Genomic DNA, 21,541 nt, shown 5'->3' with positions numbered 1-21,541 from the left:
GGTCGACGGCTGTGGGGACGTGATGTCTCGTTCTGAGAAGGCGACGTCTCGCGCCATTAGTATCTGACTGCGCTGGCCGGATTCGGAGCGGATCCACAGGTTGGGGCCGCGAACCAGGGAGCGCGGGTCTGCGTGCACCGGGGCCACTTCTGGCTCGGGCCTGTGCCCTCGGACGAAAGACCAACGATGTTCGCTCTCTGGAGCCGCTCCACCCGACTCGCCGCGACCGCTCTCACCGCGCTCGTCCTCGTCACCAGCGTCGGCCTCGCGCCGAGCGCGATGGCGGAGACGGTGCAGGCATCGGCGCTCGCGCCGAACGAGACGCTCGTGCTCACTCCGAGCTACGGCACGGAGGAGTCGGAGGAGGGGGCGCTGCCCGGCTCCTACTTCCAGAACGACATGCAGGTCCAGGTGAGGACCGAGGGAGGAGCGTACGTCGAGGGTGCGCCCGTGACCTTCGAGGTGGTCAAGGGTGGAGCGGTCTTCGAGTACCCGGAGTCGGCCGCCGGCCCCGCGTCCTCCTCCTCGACGGTCTCGACGGTCACCAACGCGCAGGGCGAGGCGTCGCCCTACCTGTACACCGGCACCGGGCCGCGGCTGAGGCTCGCCGACCCCGACTACTACGGGCCGGTCGAGATCCAGGTGTCGACGCCCCAGGCCGAGTCGTACGTCTTCACGAACTTCCGAGCGACGCGGGTGGCACGCCTGGAGCGCATCGGCGACCCGTTCATCAGGCTCGCCAATCCCGGTGTACCGCAGCGGATCCCGCTGCAGCAGAAAGTGGTCGGCGCTGATGGTGCGGGGCTCGCTGGAGTCGAGGTGGTCTTCGCGCTCGAGTGGGACTCGGGGTACTTCGTCGGTAGCGGGACGTCGCTCATAGCCACGACCGATGAAGAGGGGATCGCGACGACGATCCCGAGCGACCAACCGGACTCGGACACGACCGGCTGGTTCGTCAGCGATAGCGAGGGGCTCGAGGACTCGATTATCGACGTCCGGGCGGAAGGCGTCGGCGGCTTCGGGACCGTCATCCAGTTCGACCGCGTGACCGCCCTGACAAGCGTGACGGGTGATCGGCAGTACGCGCAGCCCGGCGACACCTACAGCGAGGTCACCGTTCGAGCGGCGAACAGCTCCGGAGTCTCTCTGCAGGGCCGTAGAGCCTACTTCCAGGTCTTCGGTCCGGCTAGCCTCGTCTGCGGTGAGCGGTCGTCGGGCTATGACTCCGTCACCGACGCGAGCGGCCTGGCGACCCTCCCCGAAGACTGTGTGCGGGTGGATCCCGGTGCTACAGCTGCCGATGGTGTCGTCACGATTCGCGCATCCGCGGGATCTGCGCGCACGGAACTGACGATGCTGATCGGCGATCGCGTGCGCGCGTGGAAGATCGTGGCGGTCAGTGGCGGCGGACAGAGCACGGCTGTCGGGACCGACTTCGCTGCTCCAATGGTCGTCCGAGCGACTGACGAGCGAGGGATCGCCGCCAGCTTCGCTCCCCTCACCTTCCGGGTGGCTCCCGCCGGCTCGGCCTCCTTCGTCGTGCAGCCCGGTGAGGACGCGAACACCGTCCGGGTCGTCGCGGATCAGAACGGCATGGCGACAAGCCCTCTGCTGCGAGCGGGCCCGGAGAGCGGCCCGGCAACCGTCTTCGTCAGCAGCGAGGACTCCCTCGAGGACCTCTACTACGACTTCTGGATCACCGGGGGAACGGCCCGGATCGAGGTGCACTCGCCTGCGGCGAACTCCTCTGTACTGCCTGGCGGGTACTGGCTCAACAGCTCGGTGGGTGTCTTCGATGCGGATGCCAACGCGGTGGAGAACGAGACGGTGACCTTCACCGTCGAGAGCGGTCCCATCGGCTTCACCCCATCTGGCGGGGACGATGGACAAGGCCGGACGGTGACGTCGACGACAGGTCCAGGAGGCTCCGCACGCGCGGGCGTCCTCTACGCGAGCCCGACTCGGTCGGGACCGGCCGTACTGCTCGTCGAGACCGCCTCCGGGGTGTCGACACGCGTGCCGGTGACGGTCGAGGCGTTCGGGCCACCGGTGCAGCTCATCGATCGAGGCGGTTCGGGATGGAGCGTCCCGACCGGCGGTCAGCCGCCGATGCTCCAGGGACGTGCATCGGCCGCAGACGGCGGGCCGGCCGGCCTGGCTCCGATCACGGTGAGGATCGACGGAGGCACGGGTACGACGTTCGCCGACGGTTCCACCGAGACGACCGCGACCACGGACATCCGCGGCGACTTCTCCGTCGCCCTCGGAGCCGCCGGGCCTGTACCGGGCGACGTGACAGTGACGGCGTCGAGCCCGGCAGCTTCCGACCTCGTCTGGACGGGACGTGTGACCGGCGTCGCCCAGGGCCTCGCCGTCGCCGGGGGTGACCAGCGGGTCCACCCCGACGAGCCTCTCGCTCCGCTCAGCGTGCGCGTGACCGATTCCGAAGGGGAGCCGGTCGCCGGCCAGGTGGTGACGTTCACCTACCCCGGCGTGCCCACCTACTATTCCTACCCCTGCACCGCCAACCCCGAGACGTCGTCGACGCGGACCGGACCGGACGGGATCGCGACCCTCTGCGGCCTCCGCGCCCCGGCGGGCCGTGACGCGGTCGGCCGACTCCTGATCGCCGCCTCCCTCCCCGGCTCGGGTCAGGTCGACTTCGACGTCGAGGTCATCCCCTACCCCGCCCCCGACGCAGTCGTCGACGACGGCGGTGGGGAGCGCTCGGCGTCGGCCGGCTCCGAGTTCACCGGAAGCCCGAGCGTCCGAGCGACCGCCTCCGGAGAGAGCGCCGGTTACGCCGACGTGCGCTTCCGCATCGACGGCGGCACGGGTTCCGGCTTCCGGACGGCGGCCGGAGTCGAGACCGAGGTCGTCGTGCGCTCGACGTCCCAGGGATACGCGACCGCGCCGGTGATCGTCGCGGGCACGACCCCCGGCGCCTTCACACTCACTGCGACGTCGGAGGAGTCCCCGGGGATCGCGCCGATCACCTGGGCGTACACGGTCACCGGGCTGGCGACCGCCATCAGAATCGTCGAGGGAGGTGATCAGAAGGTCTACGTCGGCGGTGCCACCGCGCCCATCGTCGTGCAGGCGCTCGACGACGAGGGCCGGCCGGCCGTCGGCCAGCTCGTCACGTTCACGCTCTCGGACGCAGGACCGCACGTCTTCTCGGGCGGCGATCGCCGGTCGGACAGGATCACCGACGCCGAGGGCCTCGCGCGCCTCGAAGCGTCGGCGATCTCGGTGGGCGACGTCCCCGGCCCGTTCACCGTGGGAGTCGAGATCGACGGTGTCGAGCAGGGATCGATCGCCCTCGAAGCGCTCGCCTACCCGATCGCCGACCGGATCGTGGCCAGTGGCGGCGGCGGGCAGACCGCCGCTCCGGGCACCGCCTTCGGTTCACCACTGACCGCCCTCGTCTCGAACGCGGCGTCGGCGACCGTCGTGCCGAAGGTCCCGGTCACGTACACCGTCACTGCGGGTGACGCGTACTTCGTCGACGCTGCGGGGCAGCACGTCCCCTCGGCCGTCGTCCCCTCCTCCACCACCGGAGTCGCCATCTCCCCTCGGCTCTTCGCCGGGAGCCAGGGCGGATCCGTCCTCGTCTCGGCCACCGCCCCGGACGCGTCCGCCGCCGCCCTCTTCGACATGACCGTCTCGAGCACCGCCACCAGGCTCACCCTCGTCTCCGGGGACGATCAACGGGTCCGGGTCGGCTCGCTGTTCGCGCCTCTCGCGGTCCGCGTGACGGCGGCCGACGGCTCGCCCGTCGCGAACCAGTCGGTGCGATTCACGTCCAGCTCGATCGGAGTCGCCGCCTTCTCTGGTCAGACCCGCAGCTACGCCTACACCGATGCTGAGGGCATCGCCTCGGTGCAGCCCGGCGCCGGTACGACCGCCGGTTCGGCGACGGTCACCGCGAGCACGGGGTCGCTGGTTCCCGTCCAGTTCCGGGTGAGCACCACGGCGCTCCCCGTGGCCACGGCGCTGGTCGACCCGATCGGTGACGGCCAGATCGCGAATCCGGGTCAGACCTTCGGTGCACCGCTCGCCGTCAGCGCCGTCGACGGAGAGGGTGTCGGTGCACCCGAGACCCGCGTCACGTTCGCGATCACCGGAGATGCCGCGTTCAGCACGGGGGGGACCTCGGCGGTCGTGGTCGCGAACGGTCTCGGGAGGGCGGTCTCGCCGTCGATCGTGGCGGGTGCGTCGACCGGTGCGGTGACCGTGACGGCCACTGCACCCGGAGTCGCCGCCGTGCCGTTCGCACTGAGTGTCACGCCGCCCAACCGCGCGCCCGAGATCACCTTCAGCACCGACGCGAGCATCGTCGAGATCGACGCGCCGGTGGCGATGGTCCTCGGGGGGTCCGATCCCGACGGCGACGCGCTCCGGTTCCGCTTCGACTTCGGGGACGGCACCGCTGAGCGCGCAGGAGCCTGGCCGGCATCGGGAGTCACCCACCGCTACTCCGAGGCAGGCACCTATCTGCTCCGGGCGATCGTCAGCGACGGCACGACCGAGACGGTCCGGACCACTCGCGTCAGCGTGATCCTCCCCGAGCCTCTCGTCGCCGTCGCGGGCGACGACCGCTTGGTCGTAGCGGGAGCCGATGTGCGCTTCACCGGCGCGGGATCGCGACCCGCGGGACTGATCAGGACGGCGACCTGGGACTTCGGAGACGGATCCTCGGCGACCGGACTGGTCGCCGACCACCGCTACTCCGCGGCGGGGACCTACACCGTGCGCCTCACCGTCGCGAACGGCACCGAGACCGCGACGTCGACCCTCGTCGTGTCGGTTACGCCGGCCCCCGTCGTCCCGGGGCTGACCGTGACCGTGCGGACCGGCGGAGCTCTGCTCAGCGGCGCGACGGTCAGCACCACCCTGCCGAGCGGTCAGCGCATCTCCTCAGTCAGCAACGGCGCCGGCGTCGCGACCCTCGACGGGATGCCCGATGGCTCGTCGAGCGTCTTCGTCACCGCACCGGGCTACCTCCCGCTGGCGGCGACGGCCGTGCTGAGAGACAGCAGTGGCTCCCTCGAGGCGAACCTCGCCAGCGGCGAGGTCGGAGCAACGGCGCTCGAGACGCGTCAGCTGACCTACGACGAGATCGTCGACCGGGGCATCGACCCGGCCGCACCCGAGAACACCAGCGTCTTCGAGGCCGAGGTGCACCTGGCTGTGGCCGGTGAGGCGGTCGATCTGCCCGTCGCTCTGACGTGGAACCCCTCGGGAGTGGTCGCGGTGAGCGAGACGGGTGGCGGCGGCGGTGGCGGGGGGACCTCCGACTGCGGCTGCGTCGTGCAGGGCGGTTACAGCTACACGCCGACCGTCGTCCACGCCGAGGGCCGACCGGCCGTGCAGTGGATGGTCGTCCCCATCGGCGGCAGCTACCTCAAGGAGTTCTTCGAGGCGCGGATGATCGTGCAGAACCTCGCTGCGGAGCCCTTCCGCTTCACCGACGGCCTCGCCTCGCTCAGCCTGCCGGCCGGCATCAGTCTCGCTCCGACGGCTGCACAGCAGTCGCTCGCAGTGGCGGTACCCGAGGTTCCCGCCGGTGGCAGCCAGACGGTCTCGTGGACGCTGCGCGGCGACGTCGAGGGAGAGTACCCGCTGACGGCCGACTACACCGCGGTCATGCAGCCGACAGGTGATCCGATCCGCCTGGTGGCAGCGACGCAGGCACCGCTGAAGGTCTGGGGCGGGTCGGCGCTGTCGATGACCGTGAGCGTGGACCCGACGACGAACGCGTACGACCCCTTCCGAGTGACCGTGAAGCTGAAGAACGTGACGCCCGAACGCGCCGGCACGATCGTCTACAACCCCGCGGTCCAGGTGCGACAGGGCTCGAACATGCTCCTCGCTCCCGACACCGAGTACACGAGGTCGGTTCCCTCGCTGCGACCCGGCGAATCCCTCACCGCGGAGTTCGTCTTCTACACGCTGGTCGGCGGCAGGACGCTCATCGACGACTCGTCGTTCCTCGGGCTCTTCTCGACCTCGACCGGAGGCGCCGTGGACGTCGACAGGGCGCCGCTCGTGCTCGAGCCGAGACCGACGGAGGTCCTCGATGTCGAATCGGAGTGGGTCGACATCGACGAGAGCACCATGGCGCTCGCCGTGGCGTGGGAGGTCGTTCCGGATGCGGTCGGGTACTCGGTCTGGGGGCGTGACGACGTGCTCCCCGGATCGAGCGACTGGGAGCGGATCACCGAGACTCTCAACCCGGACCGTACCGACATGATCCTCCTGCCGGAGAGGAGCGAGCAGCTCCATCCCTTCTACGCGGTCGTGGCCCAGTACGCGGACGGCACCACGCGGGTGCTGCACAGCCTCGTGCCGAAGACCGTCACTGCTCCGGAGGAGTCCGAGGGTCCGGTCGGCATCGACATCGGGGTGACGAGCTCGAGTGAGGCACCGGCGTGCGTCGACGTGCTCCACATCGCGGCGGCCGGTTCCGGCGAGGTCGGCACCATCGGGCGGCCCCTGGGGGTCCTGAATCTCGAGCTGCACGACGTGGTCGCGCCGCATCGTGACTTCGCCGCGGTGTACCTCGACTACCCGGCGAGGAAGGTGCCGCTCCTCCTCAACGGCGACGTCGACTTCACCGGCTACTACGACAGCATCGAGACGGGCGTCGCGAACATGACGACCTTCCTCCGCAGCCGGATGGAGTCGTGCGAGAACGAGACGTACATCCTGTCCGGATACTCCCAGGGCGCCGTCGTGATGAGCCGTGTGCTCGACGACCAGCCGGATCTCTCGTCCGTGGGGGCCACCGGACGCTCGCGCATCGAGGGGCTCTACCTGGTCGCGAACCCGAGCCAGAACGAGGACATCGGCGGCCGGATGGAGGGCAGCGGCTCCTGGACGACGGGAGTGAGCGCGCTGGTCTGGAACGAGACGATCCCCTCGACCATCGAGGACCGGACGACGTCGCTCTGCGCGTACCCCGATGTGGTCTGCGGCCTCGTCGACATCGCGGACATCAGCCTCCGCGCAGGCAAGGTCTTCCCTCCGCTCGGCGTAGCGGTGGCGTCCTTGCAGCTCGTCCAGGGGTACGACAACCACGTGAACTACTGGAAGCGCGACGCACCCACGCTTCGCCGCTACGCGCAGGAGGCCGGGTGGCGCGCCCTCGGCGTGCCGGTCCTCACGAGCCCGGAGCTCGCGACCGACGTCGCTGGGGACCAGAGGTTCATCGACGCGACTCCCTCCAACTCGATCAAGACGGTCTTCTCGCCGACGGGCGAGAGAGTGCAGCCGCAGTGGCGGATCGAGAGCAGTGGGAGCCCGGCGGTCTCGCTGTCGCCGGGCGGCCTGCTCTCGGGAACGCTCGCTGGGGGAACCTATGCTTTCGGGCTCTCGGTGTCCGGAGCCAGGCCCGACCAGAAGCGCACGGTGGGCCTCACGATCAAGGCCGGCTGGGCTGCGGAGGTGGCCGAGGTGCGGCCCGTCTCGACGGCTCCGACGGGATACGTGCTGAAGCCTCTCGCCGTGCAGGTTCTGGACGCGAGCGGCCGACCGGTCATCGGGGCCGAGGTGATCTTCCGCGTCGACGGACCCGCTGCGTTCGCGGGTGGCTCGCAGCAGCAGACGGTGCGGACGGATCAGCAGGGGTACGCCGTCTCGACGACGCCTGTCCCGACAGGCGCTGCGGGCGCACTGCGCACCAGCGCCGAGGTGTCGGGGCAGTCCTCGGTCGATCTCGGAGACCAGGTCGTGCCCGCCATGGACGGACTCCCCGCAGGAGTCACCGCCGTTCAGACTCCGATCGTCGTGAACGGCAAGGTCGTCCTGCAGGTCGTCGTCGCGAACGGCTCGCCCGAGACGGTGGCCGTCACGGTCGCCACTCGCTTCGGCACCAAGAAGATCCCGGCCCTCGTCGCAGGGGAGAGCGGGACGCTCCTCTTCTCGACCGGCCTCAAGAAGATCGCCGCCGGCGAGATGACGATCACCGCGGCGACTCCGACCGTCTCGGGCAGTCGCACGCTCCGTTACGACGCCTGGGATCCGCAGACGGTGCTGGTGCTGACCGATTTGAGCGCGTCCGCGACAGCGCTGGCCGGTGGGGCCCTGCCGCCCTACACGGTGAGGCTGATGCGGGCGGACGGCACAGCGGTGGTCGGAGCCGAAGTCGCATTCACGGTGACCGGAGCGGCGGCCTTCGGCAGCGGTGCGTCCGCCTCGCCGACCAATCGTGCCGTCACAGACGCCTCCGGCTTCGCGGTGTCGTCCACGCCGCTCGTCGCCGGCACGAGTGCGGGCGCGGTCACTGCGACGGCGGCCGCCGCCGGGGCTCCGGTCCTCGCCCTGATCGCGCGGTCGGTGACGGCCCCCGACGTGGCGCTCACTTCTCGTGCCGACGTCTACGTGGGTGCTGCCGGCGGTCGGGTGGTGCTCACCGTCGAGGCGGTGAACACCTCGACCGTCCCCGTCGACATGACACTCTCGACCCGGTTCGGCTCGAAGAAGGTCCTGGGCGTGCAGCCGGGTGCGACGGCCTCGGCGGAGTTCCCGACCGGACTTGCCGCGGTGGGCGCGGGTACTGTGACTGTCCGTCTCCAGGCCGGCGCCGCGGTGAACGAGGTCCGGGCCTCGCATCCCGCGGCAGGGCCTGGGAAGCCGGCCGTACTCTCCCCGGGCGGAACGGCGCAGACGGTGTGGACGGGTGATCCGCTCGCGCGGCCGACGGTGAAGGTCCTCGACACGACGGGCGTCCCCGTCGCGGGGGTGTCCGTGACGTTCGAGATCGCCGGTCCGGCCGCCTTCGCGGGCGGTGCGACCGCCGTCGCGGTATCGGACAGCGCGGGCTGGGCGGTGGCCCCTCCGGCCACCGCGGCGTCGACGCCGGGAACGGCGAGCATCACTGCGCGCGTCTCCGGTCCACGTCCGGCTGCCCTCCCCGCGGTCACCGTGGCGTCACGGCCGGCGCCGACCGAGCTGGTGACAGGGTCCGCCGCCACGAGGACGGAGGCCGGACGCGTCGTCCTCGACGTGGTGGTGACCAACACCTTCAGTGCGCCCGTCGATGTGGCGATCACGAGCCGCTACGGCAAGAAGTCGATCGTCGCCCTTGCGCCGGGTGCGACCGCCACGACGACCATCAAGACGGGGCTGGCCTCCGTGGCCGCCGGCACGGTGAGCGTCGTCGCCACGGCCGGAGCCTCCCAGCAGACCCTCGTCCTGCCCTACGCCGCCCGATGACCTGTCTCCCACCATCCCCCACCCGAGAGGACCAGAAGATGAATCACGACAACGAAGACCCCACCATCCGCGGAGGCTCGGCCTCCCCCTCCCGCCGCAACGTCGTCGCGGCGGCCTGGGCCGCGCCGGTCGTGCTGGCGGCCGTCGCAGCACCGATGGCCGCCGCGTCGATGACTCGGAGTCTCGTCCTGCAGAGCGACGCGACCGAGACCGTCGCGTCCGGGGAGTCGTTCTCGCCGATCACCGTTCTGCTCCAGCAGGGGACCGCTCCGGTCGGGGAGGGAGAGGCTGTCGTCTTCGAGGTGATCTCGGGAGATGCTGCGTTCGAGGATCTCGGTGCGGTGTTCCCGACGACCACCTACGAAGACGGGTCGGCGACGGCGTTCGGACTGACAGCCGGCACGAGCTCGGGGCCTGTCACGGTGCGCATCTCGGCGCTCGGTGCGACCTCCCTCCTCCAGGTCCTCCTGATCTCGTGAGGCCTTCGACCGCCGCCGCCGTGGTCTTCGCCGCAGTCGCCGTGCTCTGCGGCTGTACTGCGCCGTCGGCGGTCGACGGCCCGACCCTCGCCTCTCCTCCGAGATCAGCGGACGCGGTCCTCGCGGTCATCGGAGACGTCCCCGAGCCCGTCGCGCCCGGATCCGCCTTCGACGCGGCGAACGTGCTCGTCAGCAGGGACGGGTCGCCGGTCCCGGACGTGACGGTCACGTTCCACGTCGCTTCCGGTCCCGCCGCCTTCGAGGGCGAGGTCCTGGCCGTCCAGACCGACGCCGATGGGATCGCGACGGCTGCCGATCTGGTGGCGACGGAGGGAACAGGGGATGTGGAGCTCATCGCTTCGGCGGGAGACGCTTCGCTGACGGTGCGACTCGAGGTCGAGTGAGCCGAGGATCGAGCTGCGTCGTCGGTGACGCTGGAGGCGTCGCGACGCGCGCTCGTCTCGCGGCCCCCTCCGGGACTGCCAGGCGGACCGGCGCGCTCGGCGCGGGTGCCTCAGGGTCTCACGTCCCGACGACTCGCCCTCCTGGCCGTGAAGCGCGCCCCCTCGAGCACCCCCGTGGGAGACGCCTGAGAGCGCTTGCAGAAGACGCCCCGGGAGTCAACGCCCTCCTCCAACCGACTCCTGTCGATTTACAGTCCAGGTATCCGGTCGGAAACCCCGCTCAGGGAGCCCTTCCGCCGGTGGAGCGAGGGAGTGGAGATGTCGAGAGAAGACGTGACGCCGGGTCGGTTCGCCCGCTTCGTGAAGTGGGTGCCGAGGGCCGACGGCTGGGAGCCGGAGTACCTCCGCGGGCGCGTGCTCGCCAAGGGCGACGGCGAGTGGATCGTCGAGGTGCTGGGCGAGGAGAAGCGCGTCGAGAAGGCCGAGTGGAGCGTGTACCGCTGACGATCAGCGGTGCTGACCGGGCCGCTGCACGCCGGTCACGGTGATGCTCAGCGAGCCCGTGCTGCCCTGCGCACCGGTCGGCGCCGACTCCGGCAGCCGCACTGTGAGGCGCAGGTTGTCGGTCGCACCGACCGCCAGGGCGGGGGACGCCGGGAGGTCGATGCGCGCCGTCGCGGGGCGGTCGGCGGCGACGGTGGTCACCGTTCCGGCGCAGGTCGCTCCGTCGGTCGACCAGGGCTGAGAGCAGCGGTCGATCGCGAGCTGCAGCCCGTCCGACGACGAGGCGCCGACGACGGGGGCAGCGGTCTCGAGCTGCAGCGCCGACATGGTGAGGGTGCCGATGTTGGTGAGGTCGAGGAGGCGGACGGCGGTCGCGCCGGGGGTGAGCCCCGTCACCGGGACGGAGGCGGTCGTGCGGCCCGTGGCGTCGAACTCGGCGATCACGACGCCACCGCTCACCCCGGCGCCGGCGCTCGCCCGGTCGGTGAAGACCGCGACCGCGCCTCCCGCGGCCCCGAGGAGCAGCAGGCCCGCGGTGGCCAGGGCGAACGAGGTCCGCTTCCCGCCGCGGAGCCGGCGGACGACCTCCCGGTGGGCCCCGCCCGCCCGGTGCGCCCCGCGGCTCACGAGCGCACCTCGGCCGGCCGCCGCCAGATCACGAGCAGCACCGCGCCCACCACGGCCGCGCCGCCGACGGCGAAGAACGCGAACCGCGCCTCCGGCTGCGCGAGCGCGATGCTCGGCCAGCCCAGCAGCGGCACGGAGGTCTGCTCGCGCCAGATGCGCTGATCGGCGATGGTCACGATCCACGGGTCGGCGGTCGGATTGTTGTCGCCCTTCGTCGTGAGGGCGAGCTCTCCGGGTTCGCGGCCGCGCAGCAGCGCCGCCTCCTCCTCGGGGTAGACGAAGGTGATGCGGTGGATGACGCGGCGCTCCGGCACATCCGGATCGGTGAAGACGATGACGTCGCCCGCGCGGATCTCGGTCGGGGCAGCCGGGAGGGTGATCGCGAGCGAGCCGACGGGCATGTCGGGCGCCATCGAGTTCGAGAGCACGGGGACGAGGCGCACGACGCCGAGCGCCGAGAGCACGAAGACGGCGACGCCGACGAGGGCGACGAGGCCGACGGCGATGCCGAGGACGGAGCGGAGGAGTCTCATGCGCGCTCCTCCCCGTCGCGTCGTCGCCGGGCGGCCCCGGCGAGCAGGGCGCCCGCGCCGAGCGCGAGCAGTCCGCCGAGGAGCGCCGCGCCGACGTCGCGCCCTGTGACCGCGAGGCCGCCCGGGAGCGGGAGGGCGATCGGCCCGGAGCCGGGGCCGACCGGGACGCCATCGGCCTCCGTCACGACGACGCGCAGGCCGGCGTCGGTGTCCTCGAGCTCGTCGCCCGCGGTCGACGGGAACGCCACCCGCACCCGCACTCCGATCGTGGCGCCGCGGGCGACCGGGCGGGACCCCTCGAGACGGCCGAGGACCGCGGCGGGGCCGGACCCGAGCGGGACGACCTCGTCGGGGCAGACGTAGCGCTCGATGTCGCGACCGTCGGCGAGGCGGCGGTCGACGACCGTGAAGGCGGAGGGGCAGAGGTCGACGACCAGCTGCAGGCCGTCGCGGGGGTCGGTGGCGAGGTCGTCCGGTCCGTCGACCACGAAGGCCACCGAGAGGTCGTGCGGCGAGGTGCCGATGTTGGTCACCTCGGCCGCCCACTCGGCGGTGTCGCCGGGAGCGAGGCCCGACAGCGCGGAGGGGGCGCTGAGCTCCTGCACATCGATGACGCTCTGCGGAGCGGCGCTCGCCGACGGCGCGAGGAGGACGGGCGCGAGGAGGGCCGCCGCGAGGGCGGCGCCGATCGCGCGAACGTGGTGCATGGGGCTCCGGGGGAAGAAGGGGTCCCCGCTCGGGGCGGGGGAGGGGCCCGCTCCGCCCGAGGTGCCGGGCGGAGCGGGAGCGGGCTACTTCTGGATGCCCGCGCGCTGGATGGCGGCTGCCGTGAAGGTGATCTGCGCGGTGGCGTTCTCGTAGTCGTTGTCGGCCGCGGTCGGCAGGACGAGCTCGATCAGCGTGTAGAGCGACACGTCACCGAGGTCCGACGGGAAGGTGCCGGTCGCGGTGGGGGTGATGCCGAAGTTCGCCGGGGTGAAGTTCGCCGCGTTGGCGACTCCGCCGATGGTCGACAGCTTGCCCGAGCCGGTGGGGGTGCTGGTTCCGGCGCAGGTGTAGGGGCCGTTCGTCGCGGGGGCGGTGGCCGCCGTGGTCCACGGGACGGTGCAGGTGAGGAGGCGGTAGTTGAGTCCGTCGGTGCCCGTGACGAGCGACTCGCCGGGGCCGGTGAGCGCAGGGTCGTCGGTGCCCGCGGTCTCGGAGGTGACGTCCTGGTAGAAGCGCACCGTCGAGACGAGGTCGCCGTCGTTGGTCGCGTTGGGCAGCACGAGGGTCAGCGGGCGCTGGATCGTGTCGCCGGGCGCGATGTCTTGGACGGTGAAGCCTCCGGTCACGTTGATGTCGGTCTGGCCGGCGTCGACGTTGCCGACCGCGGTTCCGGAGTCGGTGAAGACGGCGAACGCGCCGGCGCCGGCGAGGGCTCCCGCCGCCAGGAGGACACCGCCGGTGAGGGCGATCTTCTTCCACGGGGCGCGGCGCTTCGGGCTGGATTCGGGTGCTGTGATGGTCATGAGACCGGTCCTCTCTGGTGGGTGCCCGGGTCGGGCGTGGTCTTCCCGGCACGGAGGTGTGCGGGTCGAGTCGTGGGCGGGAGCCGCATCAGCAGCCCCTCGCGGTGGTGACGGCCGGCTGGGCGACCGCGGTCGAGGCGGCCGAGGCGACTCCGAGCCAGCGCTGCAGGTCGGGTCGCACCCGCCACTGGTAGCTGCGGCCCTCGCCGAGTCGGTCGTCGGTGAAGCTCGTGGCCGCGGCGGCGGGAGTCGCCACCACCGTCCACGCGCCGGGGGTCGCGCCGGCGAGGCGGCGCTCGAGCGTCCAGCCCGTGGCGCCGGGCGCGGCGGCCCAGCTCACGAGGGTGCTCGGGCGGTTCGCCGTGCAGCTCGCCACCGGGGTCGCGACGACGGAGGAGCGGGTCCAGGTGCCGAGGCCGATCGAGCCGCCGGTCGTGTCGGTGCCGGTGAAGCCGCGGCGGGTGAGCGGAGCGGGGTCGACGAACACCGTGATCGTGCTGCTCGCCGTGAGCGCGCCGTCGGACACCGTGTACGCGATCGGGAACGAGCCGGTCGCCGCCCCGGGCGTGTAGGTGCAGGTCGCTCCGGCGCAGCCGAACGTGCCGCTGCCGACGGAGCCGACGGAGGAGAGGGTCAGCGTGGTGCCCGCGTCCTCGTCGGTGTCGTTGGCGAGCGGCGAGACGGTGACGGAGGCGCCTCCCGCGGTGGCGACCGCGCGGTCGGGTCGGGCGACGGGCGCCTTGTTGAGGGCGGTCACCGTGACGGTGACGCGCACGTTCCAGGTGCCGTAGGTGCCCGAGAGCGCGTAGTCGAAGACGTCGGTGCCGACGTAGGCCGCGATGGGCCGGTAGGTGCACTGGCCCCGGGTCGCGCCGCTGTCGACGCAGGTGACCGATCCCATGATCGGGGCGGCCGGCGCGGGCGACGCGGCGCCTCCGATGACCTTGGGCGTCGCCGAGAGCTGCGCCCGCGAGAACGTCGCGCCGGTGGCAGCCGCGCCGTCGTTGGCGAGCACGTCGATGACGACCGAGCCGCCCTGCACCACCGTGGCCGAGTCGACCTGCGGGTCGGGGATCGCGGCGACGGTGACGGAGGCGGTGCGCGTGATCACGGCGCCGGTGGGCGGGGTCGCGGTGGCGGTCGCGGTGTTCGCGATCGAGCCGGCCGTCACGTCGGCGGCGGTCGTCGTGTAGGTGGCGGTCGCGGTGACGACCTGCCCGGGGGTGAGCCGGCCGGCCGTACCCGGCCAGGTGAAGGCGAGGGCCGAGAGCCCGGTCTTGGGGTCGGTGATGCCCACGCTCGTCAGGGTCGTGTTGCCCGTGTTCGTCGCGCGGAACGTGTAGGTGATCACGGTGCCGGCGGTGCTGATGAAGGCCGGGTTCGCCGTCTTGGTGAAGGCGAGGTCGTTCGCGCGGGTGAGGGTGGTGGTGCGGGTGGCGGTAGCGGTGACGTTCGCGCCGGTGGGCGGCTTGCCCGTCACCGTGGCCGTGTTGACGACCGAGCCCGCGTCGACGTCGGCCTGGGTGAGCGTGTAGGTCGCGGAGGCGGAGACCGACTGTCCGATGCCGAGCTCGCCGGTCGCGCCGGGCCAGGCGCCGTAGACGACCGTGACCTTCGGGTCGGTGATCGCGACTCCGGTGAGCGGCACGTTGCCGCTGTTGGTGGCCGTGAACGTGTAGGCGATGGTCGAGCCGACCGTGGAGCCCGCGGTGAGGGCGCCGTTCTTGACGAGGCTGATCGCGGGGGCGTAGCGGATGGGCGTGTTGGCGGTCGAGGAGGCGCTGACCGTCGTCGGGGTGGCCGCGAGCGTGCGACCGCTGACCGTCGCCGTGTTGGTGAAGGAGGCTCCGGTGTTGATGTCGGCCTGCGTCACTGTGTACGGCGCGGAGGTGAAGGTCGCCGTCGTCTGCGGGGCCAAGGTCGTGCTCAGCGGCGTGATGCCGGCGACCTTCGGGTCGGAGACGGCGACGTTCTGGAGGGTGACGTTGCCGGTGTTGCGGGCGGCGAAGCTGTAGGTGATGGTCTCGCCCGCGTCGGCGAGCGTGTTGGCGTTGGTGTCGGCGAGCGCGCCGGTCTTGGCGAGCGAGATCGCCGGGGCGGGGGTGGTGATGGGGGCGGTGACGGTGGCGGTCTTGCTGGTGACGCCGACCGTGGCCTGACCGGGAGTGGTCTTGGTCGCGGAGGCTGTCGCCGTGTTGACGAGGTTGCCCGCGACCGCCTCCGCGGCGGTGACGGTGTGCGTGCCCGTACAGGTGACCGTGGCGAGCGGAGCGAGTGTCGTCGTCGGACAGGTCACCGTCGGGACCTTCGGGTCCGAGACCGCGACTCCGCTGAGCGTGCCGTTGACAGAGCCGTTGGTCACGACGAACTGGTAGGGGATGACCGAGCCCTCGGAGTAGGTCGCGGGCTGCGTCGTGGTGCGGTCGATCTGCTTGACCAGCGTGATGTCGTCGAGGTTGTTGATGGAGGAGACCGAGACGTTGCGGATCAGGTGCGTATCGCTCGAGCCGCCGGTGGAGGCGGTGAAGCCGAGCTTGAAGGTGGGCGGCGCGTTCGTCGCCATCGTGAACTGCATCACCTGGGTCAGGCTGGAGGCGGGCAGGCCCGCCGAGCTGCCGTAGTACACGGTCACGACGGGCTTGGCGTCGGGCGAGACGGTCACGCGGATGGTACGGCCGACGTCCGTGCCCGGCGTGCCTGTGTTGGCGAGGTTGAGGGTGGGGCGGAGGGAGATCGCGTTGCTGCGGGCGATGTAGCAGTAGTTGGCCGTGCCCTGCCCGGGGCCGCGAGCGACGATGCGGTTCTGCACCCGGGCGCCCGCTGCGGCGTTGGTAGGACAGCCGGCTCCCAGCCCACCGTCGTCGAACGAGAAGTTGCCGTACACGTCGAGGCCGATGCCGAGGTAGCCGCCGTTGACGCCGGGGACGGCTGTCGACTGCCCGTAGCCGAGCGACCCTCCCGGGGCACCCGCCGCGGTGAGGCTGCGCGACCCGTCGGATAGGAAGAAGCCGATGCCGTCAGCTCCCTGCAGCCCGAGGAGCGCCTGGTACTGGTACTGGTCGAACTGCACGTCGAGCCCGCCGGTCGCGGGGATCGGCCGGTTGAAGACGGCGCCGCCCTTCGCGTTGTTGCGGGTGTCGGTCAGCTGGAGGAACCCTGTCGCGAAGTCGGCGCGAGGAGCCTGCTCGCGGTTGGCGCAGACTCCGAGGTTCGAGGCCCCGGTCGGCGGAGCCGCGGTGGCACGGGTGATGCAGGCACTGTCGAGCGCCTGCCAGGCCGGGTCCGGCACGCTCGTGCCGCCGAAGCTCTCCTGGAGGAGCACCGTCGCGGCCTCGGCCTTCGTCGCCGGCAGTACGACCAGCACCGCCGCGAGCAGCGCGAGCACGAGGGTCAGCGCGATCGACCGGCGATCGGCTGGGCGGGTCCGTCCTCGCGGAGTCTGCCGGTGGCGCCCGAGCGCGCGCACTTCCGACATGTCTCGCTCCCCCAGATCCCGCTGGGCCGGATGGTCCCGGTCGAGCAGGCATCAAGATACGTCCGGCCGGGGGACAAAAAGTCCCCCTAACTGGGCACACGGAGGACCAATCCGATGTCCGCCTTTCGGGGGGTGCCCAGGAGGGGGTCGGGGCGTGCCCATGCGAGGCTCACAGAATTTTCAGACTCGGCGTTCGGGTGGGGAGGCTTCCGCCTCGCCGCTGCGGTGCCGGTGCCCTAGGGATCCGCGTCTTTCCGCGGGAGGAGACCCTCGGCAGCGCGTGAACGGCGGTGATTCGATGCCGCCCTCGCTCCGCGGCCATCGGCGCCGAAGCGTCAGAGGCAAGCGTTCTCCCGCCCGCGGCGCTGGCGCGGAATGCCGCCGAGATGACGCAGGTGCACCCAGGATGGCGGCGGTCCTCGAGCCTCGGGGGCGCCTCCACGGGCCCGGCGGCTGTCGTGGCAGCATGCCGGGATGAAGCTCCTGATCCTCGGCGGCACGGCATGGCTCGGTCGACGGCTCGCGACGGAGGCGCTCGAGCGCGGCCACGACCTCACGACGACGGAGTCGCCGATGTCGCGCAAGGGCAGGCCGCGCTTGAGGGGTTCGGAACGTCGCAGGCTCTCATCGTGCGGGCCGGGCTGCTCGCCGCGTCCCGGGGTCCGACCGGGCGCGGCTCCACTTGTCGTGGCGCTTCGCGAATCCCGCAGCCGCATCCGCTCGATGCTGTCTGTTGTGCCCTAGTCGTGGGCGCTCGGTCCTCGCAGAAGCCAGACGGCACCCCAGACGTGCAGGGCGAGCGACATGATGGCGAGACCGATGAATCCGGCGAAGAGGAAAGTCGGGTCGGTATCTGCTGATGCAGGATTGGCCAGTGTCCATGCCACTTCTGGTAGAGCGTAAGCGGCCATCATGGACAGCCCGAAGGTCAGTACTAGTGGCAGGACTACGGCGATTCTTCTCATCGAGAGGCTCCCTTTCTCGAGGTGCAGGACCAGGTGATCTCCTGTGTCGACCGCTGGCGGGAGGCACGGTAACAGTATGTGAAGAAAGCTCGCATGAGGACAGTTTCAGAACGGGGGGTAGGCGTGGATGTGGACCGCACTGGCGCAGCCGTGGCGGTAACTGCGAAGGTGCACCGTCTCCGCCGTCGCGTCCGTCGGGATCCAGGCCGACCGACCCGATAGCGCTCACGAAAGTCCAGTGCGGCAGCGGGACGACTCACGTGCAATGGGTGCTGCCAGATGCAGCGGTAGGCCGCCAGGACTCGAGCCGCCCAATCGCCGTCGCGGGCCCGGCGGCTGTCGTGGCAGCATGCCGGGATGAAGCTCCTGATCCTCGGCGGCACGGCATGGCTCGGTCGACAGCTCGCGACGGAGGCGCTCGAGCGCGGCCACGACGTCACTTGCGTCGCTCGCGGCACGGACGTTCCCCTCGGTGCCCGGCTGGTGCGCGCCGACCGCGACAGCGACGACGCGCTGGCCGGCGTCGCCGCCGAGCGCTGGGACGCCGTACTCGACGTCGCCCGGCAGCCCGGCCACGTGCGGCGGGCGGTGCGCGACCTCGCGCCGGTCGCCGAGCGATACCTCTTCGTCTCGACCGGCAACGTCTACGCGTCCCAGGCCTTCGTCGGGGCGGATGAGGACGCTGAGCTGTTGTCGGCGCTCGCCGCCGACTCCTACGTCGATGCCGATGACTACGGATCCGCGAAGGTCGCGTGCGAGCAGGCCGTGCTCGAGGGCTTCGGGGAGTCGCGGTCGCTGATCGCGCGGGCCGGGTTGCTCGGCGGGCCGGGGGATCCGACGGGGCGCAGCACGTACTGGCCGTGGCGGTTCGCGCACCCGGCGGTGGAGGGGGCGGTGCTGGTGCCGGATGCGCCGGAGCTGCCGGCCGCGGTGCTGGATGTGCGGGACCTCGCGGCGTGGCTGGTGCGGTGCGCCGCTCTCGGTACCGCGGGCGTCTTCAACGCGGCCGGAGTAGCGGTTCCGCTGCCCGCGTTCCTCGCAGCGGCCGCTGCCGGCTCCTCAGCGGAGCCGGTGCGCGCTCCCGAGCAGTGGCTGAAGGATCACGGCGTGAACGAGTGGGCGGGGCCGCGCTCGCTGCCGCTCTGGCTGGCGGATCGGTCCTGGTACGGGATGAACGCGCGATCGACGGCGCGTGCGGAGGCGGCGGGGCTGGTGCGGCGGCCGTTGGAGGAGACGCTGCGGGACGGGGCGGCGGCGGGGTTCGTGGGTGGGGTGGGGCTCCCCGATACCGACGAGCGCGAATTGATCGGGTCGCTTCGCCCCTAGTGTCTGGCGACGAATGCCACGCCCTCGTTGTAAGGGGTAGGGGCTGCCGCCAGCTGGAAATCTGGCCGAGAGATCACGCGCGCAGGCAGCAAAGGGCCTGCGCGACTCGAGACGCGCTTGCAAGCATGTTGGTCGAGTAGCCGCCGAAGGCGGCGTATCGAGACCCACCTCCCTTGGAATGCTACGAGTCTGACCTTTGTCCAGCAGGTTCGGTCGGTTGGCCGTCAATCGCTCCATCGTCTGCATTCGGGTCGAGCATGGTCTGGTCCGCGATCACGGCAAGAGTCACTGCCTCGACGTCGATCGGATCCACTGCAACCGTGTCGTCGGGTATCGACTCTGCCTCGTCGACCCCCCCCAGCATGGTCCGCCCACTCATCGAAGGACACGTCGTACTTGTCAGAGAGGTATCGAGCGCGATAGATCCGTGTTGTCTCCTACAGAGTCCGGATCGGCATGTCGTTGCTCAGGCCCGCAGGGACGATCCCGCCGACAACGGGCACCAAGTGCGTGAGGTGCTTCTGGTTTAGCTTGACATCGATTCGATTAAAGACAACCCGAATCACTTTCGCGACGATCTCTTTCTCTAGTTCCTCACTTTTTGTTATCAAAGCAGTGGCCTGGATTGAGGGAGAGGTAGCATATACCAATCAAGTGCATGCGTGCCTACGCATGCACTTTCTACTAGAAAGTCGACTATTCTGGTATGCGTTCTCGAAAATCTTGTCAGGGTTTTTGTTGCGCTTGGATGGCATCGACGATCTCCGTCTCGAGATCGGTTACGTAATCTCTCTCGCCGGTGATCGACATTCGACTTCTATTCAGCGCATCGCGGACTTCGCGCTGAATACGTAACTCGTCGTAACCTGCGAATCGGTCGCGCGTCTCCTTAGCTATAGTAATTAATTCGACCGGTACATCTTCGAACATGCGGATACTGGTAGTAAGAGGCATCGTGGAAATATCGCGCACTCCTGACTTTCGGCGGAGCGGGCCGAGTCTTAGTATTGCGGTTCGGATGGCCGTTACACAATCGTTATCTCTTGCAACCACCTATCACCGACTGCGGCTCCCGTTGCGATTCTCTCGGGGAAACACCTGGTCAAGAGTCATTTCTGCTCTCAGAAGATTAAAGTCGAGGCCGCCTCGACTCTGTGCTAGGTTCTGAGCCCTGGGGGGAAGTTGAGGAATCAATGACTACGCAACAAAGCCTCCGGATTCATCAAAAATCTGCCAACCCACATATATGGGCTGCACAGAATGGGGAAAATTATGAATTGGAAGAAGTTGGGCGTTTCTGTTGCCATCATCGCGGGCAGCATCGCCGGAGTGGGCGCTGTGGCGACTTCGGCAGCGGCCGATGGGATCGAGTACCCGGCGGGGGGTACTTGGTACTACGGCGCTGGTGGTAAAACGGTCTACTCGCACTACTACAACAACGGTCGAACTCACAAGGCGACGGCATGCGGCGCGTACGACGCATCCGGGGCGTGCGAGTACACCGGCTGGAAGTCGCCAGGCACCCCGGCCCTCGCGAACCAGCCGGTGAAGCTCTCCGGCAACACGGCCTACTGGGACGTGCTGTAGCCGGCGGAAAGGCAACCAGTGGTCGCGGCGCACATCTGCCGCGACCACTGGACTGAGGAAGGTATCATCAGTTTGATGCATCGTCGTGAGGGAACAATGAACCGACTCACTAGAACAGGACTCGCTGCACTCTGTGTGAGTCTCGTGCTCACCATAACTTCATGTGCGTCCGACCCTCAGCAGTCAGAACAGTCAGAGACGGGCTCTGATCCGATGGCTTCCGTCAGCTCCGAAGGTTTTAGTGGTCCGTACGCAACAGAGTTTGCGTACAATTCATCCATTGCGCCCACCGAAGAAGTACGGCAGATCCTCTCTGACAGCGAAATTACCGAGGCAGAATTCAGTACGGTTCTCACTGCTTTCAAGCGCTGCGCCAGCGACCTCGGCTATGAAATCCGAGACTACAAGTTCGACGGCTCTTACGGCGTTGATTTCAAGGACGGCGAAGACACGGCGCTTGTGAATTCACGCATCAACGACTGTTCGAAGTCGACAGGCGAAGCGCAAGTCGGGTCGCTGTACAGCTGGATCAATCGCAACCCTGAACGCCTCAACGAATCCGAGATCGTTGCGGAATGCCTCGTGAAGAGTGGTGCTGTCGATAACGGCTTCACTGCAGCGGACTACGACTCAAGCGTGATGAACAATGATGTTCCGTTCTTGGATCCGGCCACGGGGGGCGACACTCTCGAGAAGTGCCAGGTCGATCCGCTCGGTATCGGCGGTTGAGGGGCGGTCGTCGCGCCAGTGCTCGAGTGAAGCGGACCACTGGCGCGTGGACTACCTTCCTGCTTGTGACCGTATCGGTTGCTTCGGGGTCTCTCGCGGTCGGAATCGCTCTGTCGCCGGATAAGCTTCCCGCCAGCTCGACCGTGGATCCCGCAGCGAGTTCCGAACAGGTTGCGATCACG

The 21,541-nt window shown here is 69.8% G+C and carries 15 protein-coding genes; 8 read left to right on the top strand and 7 right to left on the bottom strand.

The annotated features are described in order from the left end of the window. Window positions 1-186: 186 nt before the first annotated feature. From GRS96_RS01275 to GRS96_RS01260, 4 genes are all read left to right on the top strand, one after another. A complete protein-coding gene (locus tag GRS96_RS01275; RefSeq protein ID WP_159987505.1) occupies window positions 187-9,219 on the top strand; it encodes a PKD domain-containing protein in 9,033 nt (3,010 codons plus the stop codon). A gap of 38 nt (window positions 9,220-9,257) precedes the next feature. After that, window positions 9,258-9,698 (top strand): hypothetical protein, encoded by a 441-nt coding sequence (locus GRS96_RS01270; protein ID WP_159987504.1) that lies wholly within the window; start codon window positions 9,258-9,260, stop codon window positions 9,696-9,698. After that, window positions 9,695-10,102, top strand: coding sequence for a hypothetical protein (locus GRS96_RS01265; RefSeq protein WP_159987503.1), 408 nt, complete (start codon window positions 9,695-9,697; stop codon window positions 10,100-10,102). Before GRS96_RS01270 ends, GRS96_RS01265 begins: the two co-directional genes overlap by 4 nt. A 318-nt stretch (window positions 10,103-10,420) precedes the next feature. Then, window positions 10,421-10,606, top strand: coding sequence for a hypothetical protein (locus tag GRS96_RS01260; protein WP_159987502.1), 186 nt, complete (start codon window positions 10,421-10,423; stop codon window positions 10,604-10,606). A gap of 3 nt (window positions 10,607-10,609) precedes the next feature. Here the strand turns inward: GRS96_RS01260 and GRS96_RS01255 are convergent, their stop codons facing one another. The 5 genes from GRS96_RS01255 to GRS96_RS01235 form a co-directional block, all read right to left on the bottom strand. Then, entirely contained in the window at window positions 10,610-11,233 is a 624-nt protein-coding gene (locus tag GRS96_RS01255) for a TasA family protein (protein WP_159987501.1), read from the bottom strand. Then, window positions 11,230-11,766: a signal peptidase I gene (locus tag GRS96_RS01250; protein WP_159987500.1), complete on the bottom strand. Its 537-nt coding sequence runs from the start codon at window positions 11,764-11,766 to the stop codon at window positions 11,230-11,232. Before GRS96_RS01250 ends, GRS96_RS01255 begins: the two co-directional genes overlap by 4 nt. After that, window positions 11,763-12,473: a hypothetical protein gene (locus tag GRS96_RS01245; protein WP_159987499.1), complete on the bottom strand. Its 711-nt coding sequence runs from the start codon at window positions 12,471-12,473 to the stop codon at window positions 11,763-11,765. Before GRS96_RS01245 ends, GRS96_RS01250 begins: the two co-directional genes overlap by 4 nt. An 84-nt stretch (window positions 12,474-12,557) precedes the next feature. Beyond that, window positions 12,558-13,277 (bottom strand): TasA family protein, encoded by a 720-nt coding sequence (locus GRS96_RS01240; RefSeq protein ID WP_159987498.1) that lies wholly within the window; start codon window positions 13,275-13,277, stop codon window positions 12,558-12,560. Window positions 13,278-13,365: 88 nt separating this feature from the next. Next, window positions 13,366-16,752: a DUF7507 domain-containing protein gene (locus tag GRS96_RS01235; protein ID WP_159987497.1), complete on the bottom strand. Its 3,387-nt coding sequence runs from the start codon at window positions 16,750-16,752 to the stop codon at window positions 13,366-13,368. A 474-nt stretch (window positions 16,753-17,226) separates the two neighbouring features. Between GRS96_RS01235 and GRS96_RS01230 the strand changes: the two genes are divergently transcribed. After that, window positions 17,227-17,496, top strand: a complete 270-nt coding sequence (locus GRS96_RS01230; protein ID WP_159987496.1) for a hypothetical protein — start codon at window positions 17,227-17,229, stop codon at window positions 17,494-17,496. On the opposite strand, the gene GRS96_RS01225 is transcribed toward GRS96_RS01230, so the two are convergent. Then, window positions 17,493-17,717, bottom strand: coding sequence for a hypothetical protein (locus tag GRS96_RS01225; protein WP_159855274.1), 225 nt, complete (start codon window positions 17,715-17,717; stop codon window positions 17,493-17,495). The genes GRS96_RS01230 and GRS96_RS01225 overlap by 4 nt on opposite strands. A gap of 357 nt (window positions 17,718-18,074) precedes the next feature. Here GRS96_RS01225 and GRS96_RS01220 point away from each other — a divergent pair, with 357 nt between their 5' ends. Continuing rightward, entirely contained in the window at window positions 18,075-19,043 is a 969-nt protein-coding gene (locus GRS96_RS01220; RefSeq protein ID WP_159855276.1) for an NAD-dependent epimerase/dehydratase family protein, read from the top strand. A 726-nt stretch (window positions 19,044-19,769) separates the two neighbouring features. Here the strand turns inward: GRS96_RS01220 and GRS96_RS01215 are convergent. Next, window positions 19,770-19,973 carry a hypothetical protein gene (locus tag GRS96_RS01215; RefSeq protein WP_159855278.1) on the bottom strand — a complete coding sequence of 68 codons (204 nt, stop codon included), beginning with the start codon at window positions 19,971-19,973 and terminating at the stop codon, window positions 19,770-19,772. 357 nt (window positions 19,974-20,330) lie between these two features. Here GRS96_RS01215 and GRS96_RS01210 point away from each other — a divergent pair, with 357 nt between their 5' ends. Together GRS96_RS01210 and GRS96_RS01205 are read left to right on the top strand one after the other, a co-directional pair. Continuing rightward, window positions 20,331-20,630: a lactococcin 972 family bacteriocin gene (locus tag GRS96_RS01210; RefSeq protein ID WP_159987495.1), complete on the top strand. Its 300-nt coding sequence runs from the start codon at window positions 20,331-20,333 to the stop codon at window positions 20,628-20,630. A gap of 213 nt (window positions 20,631-20,843) precedes the next feature. Beyond that, the gene (locus tag GRS96_RS01205) at window positions 20,844-21,359 is read left to right on the top strand and encodes a hypothetical protein (RefSeq protein ID WP_159987494.1); all 516 of its coding nucleotides are present in this window, start codon (window positions 20,844-20,846) and stop codon (window positions 21,357-21,359) included. Window positions 21,360-21,541: the final 182 nt, after the last annotated feature.

Source organism: Rathayibacter sp. VKM Ac-2803, assembly GCF_009807175.1.
GTDB lineage: Bacteria > Actinomycetota > Actinomycetes > Actinomycetales > Microbacteriaceae > Rathayibacter.
This window is presented reverse-complemented; position numbering and strand designations above follow the sequence as displayed.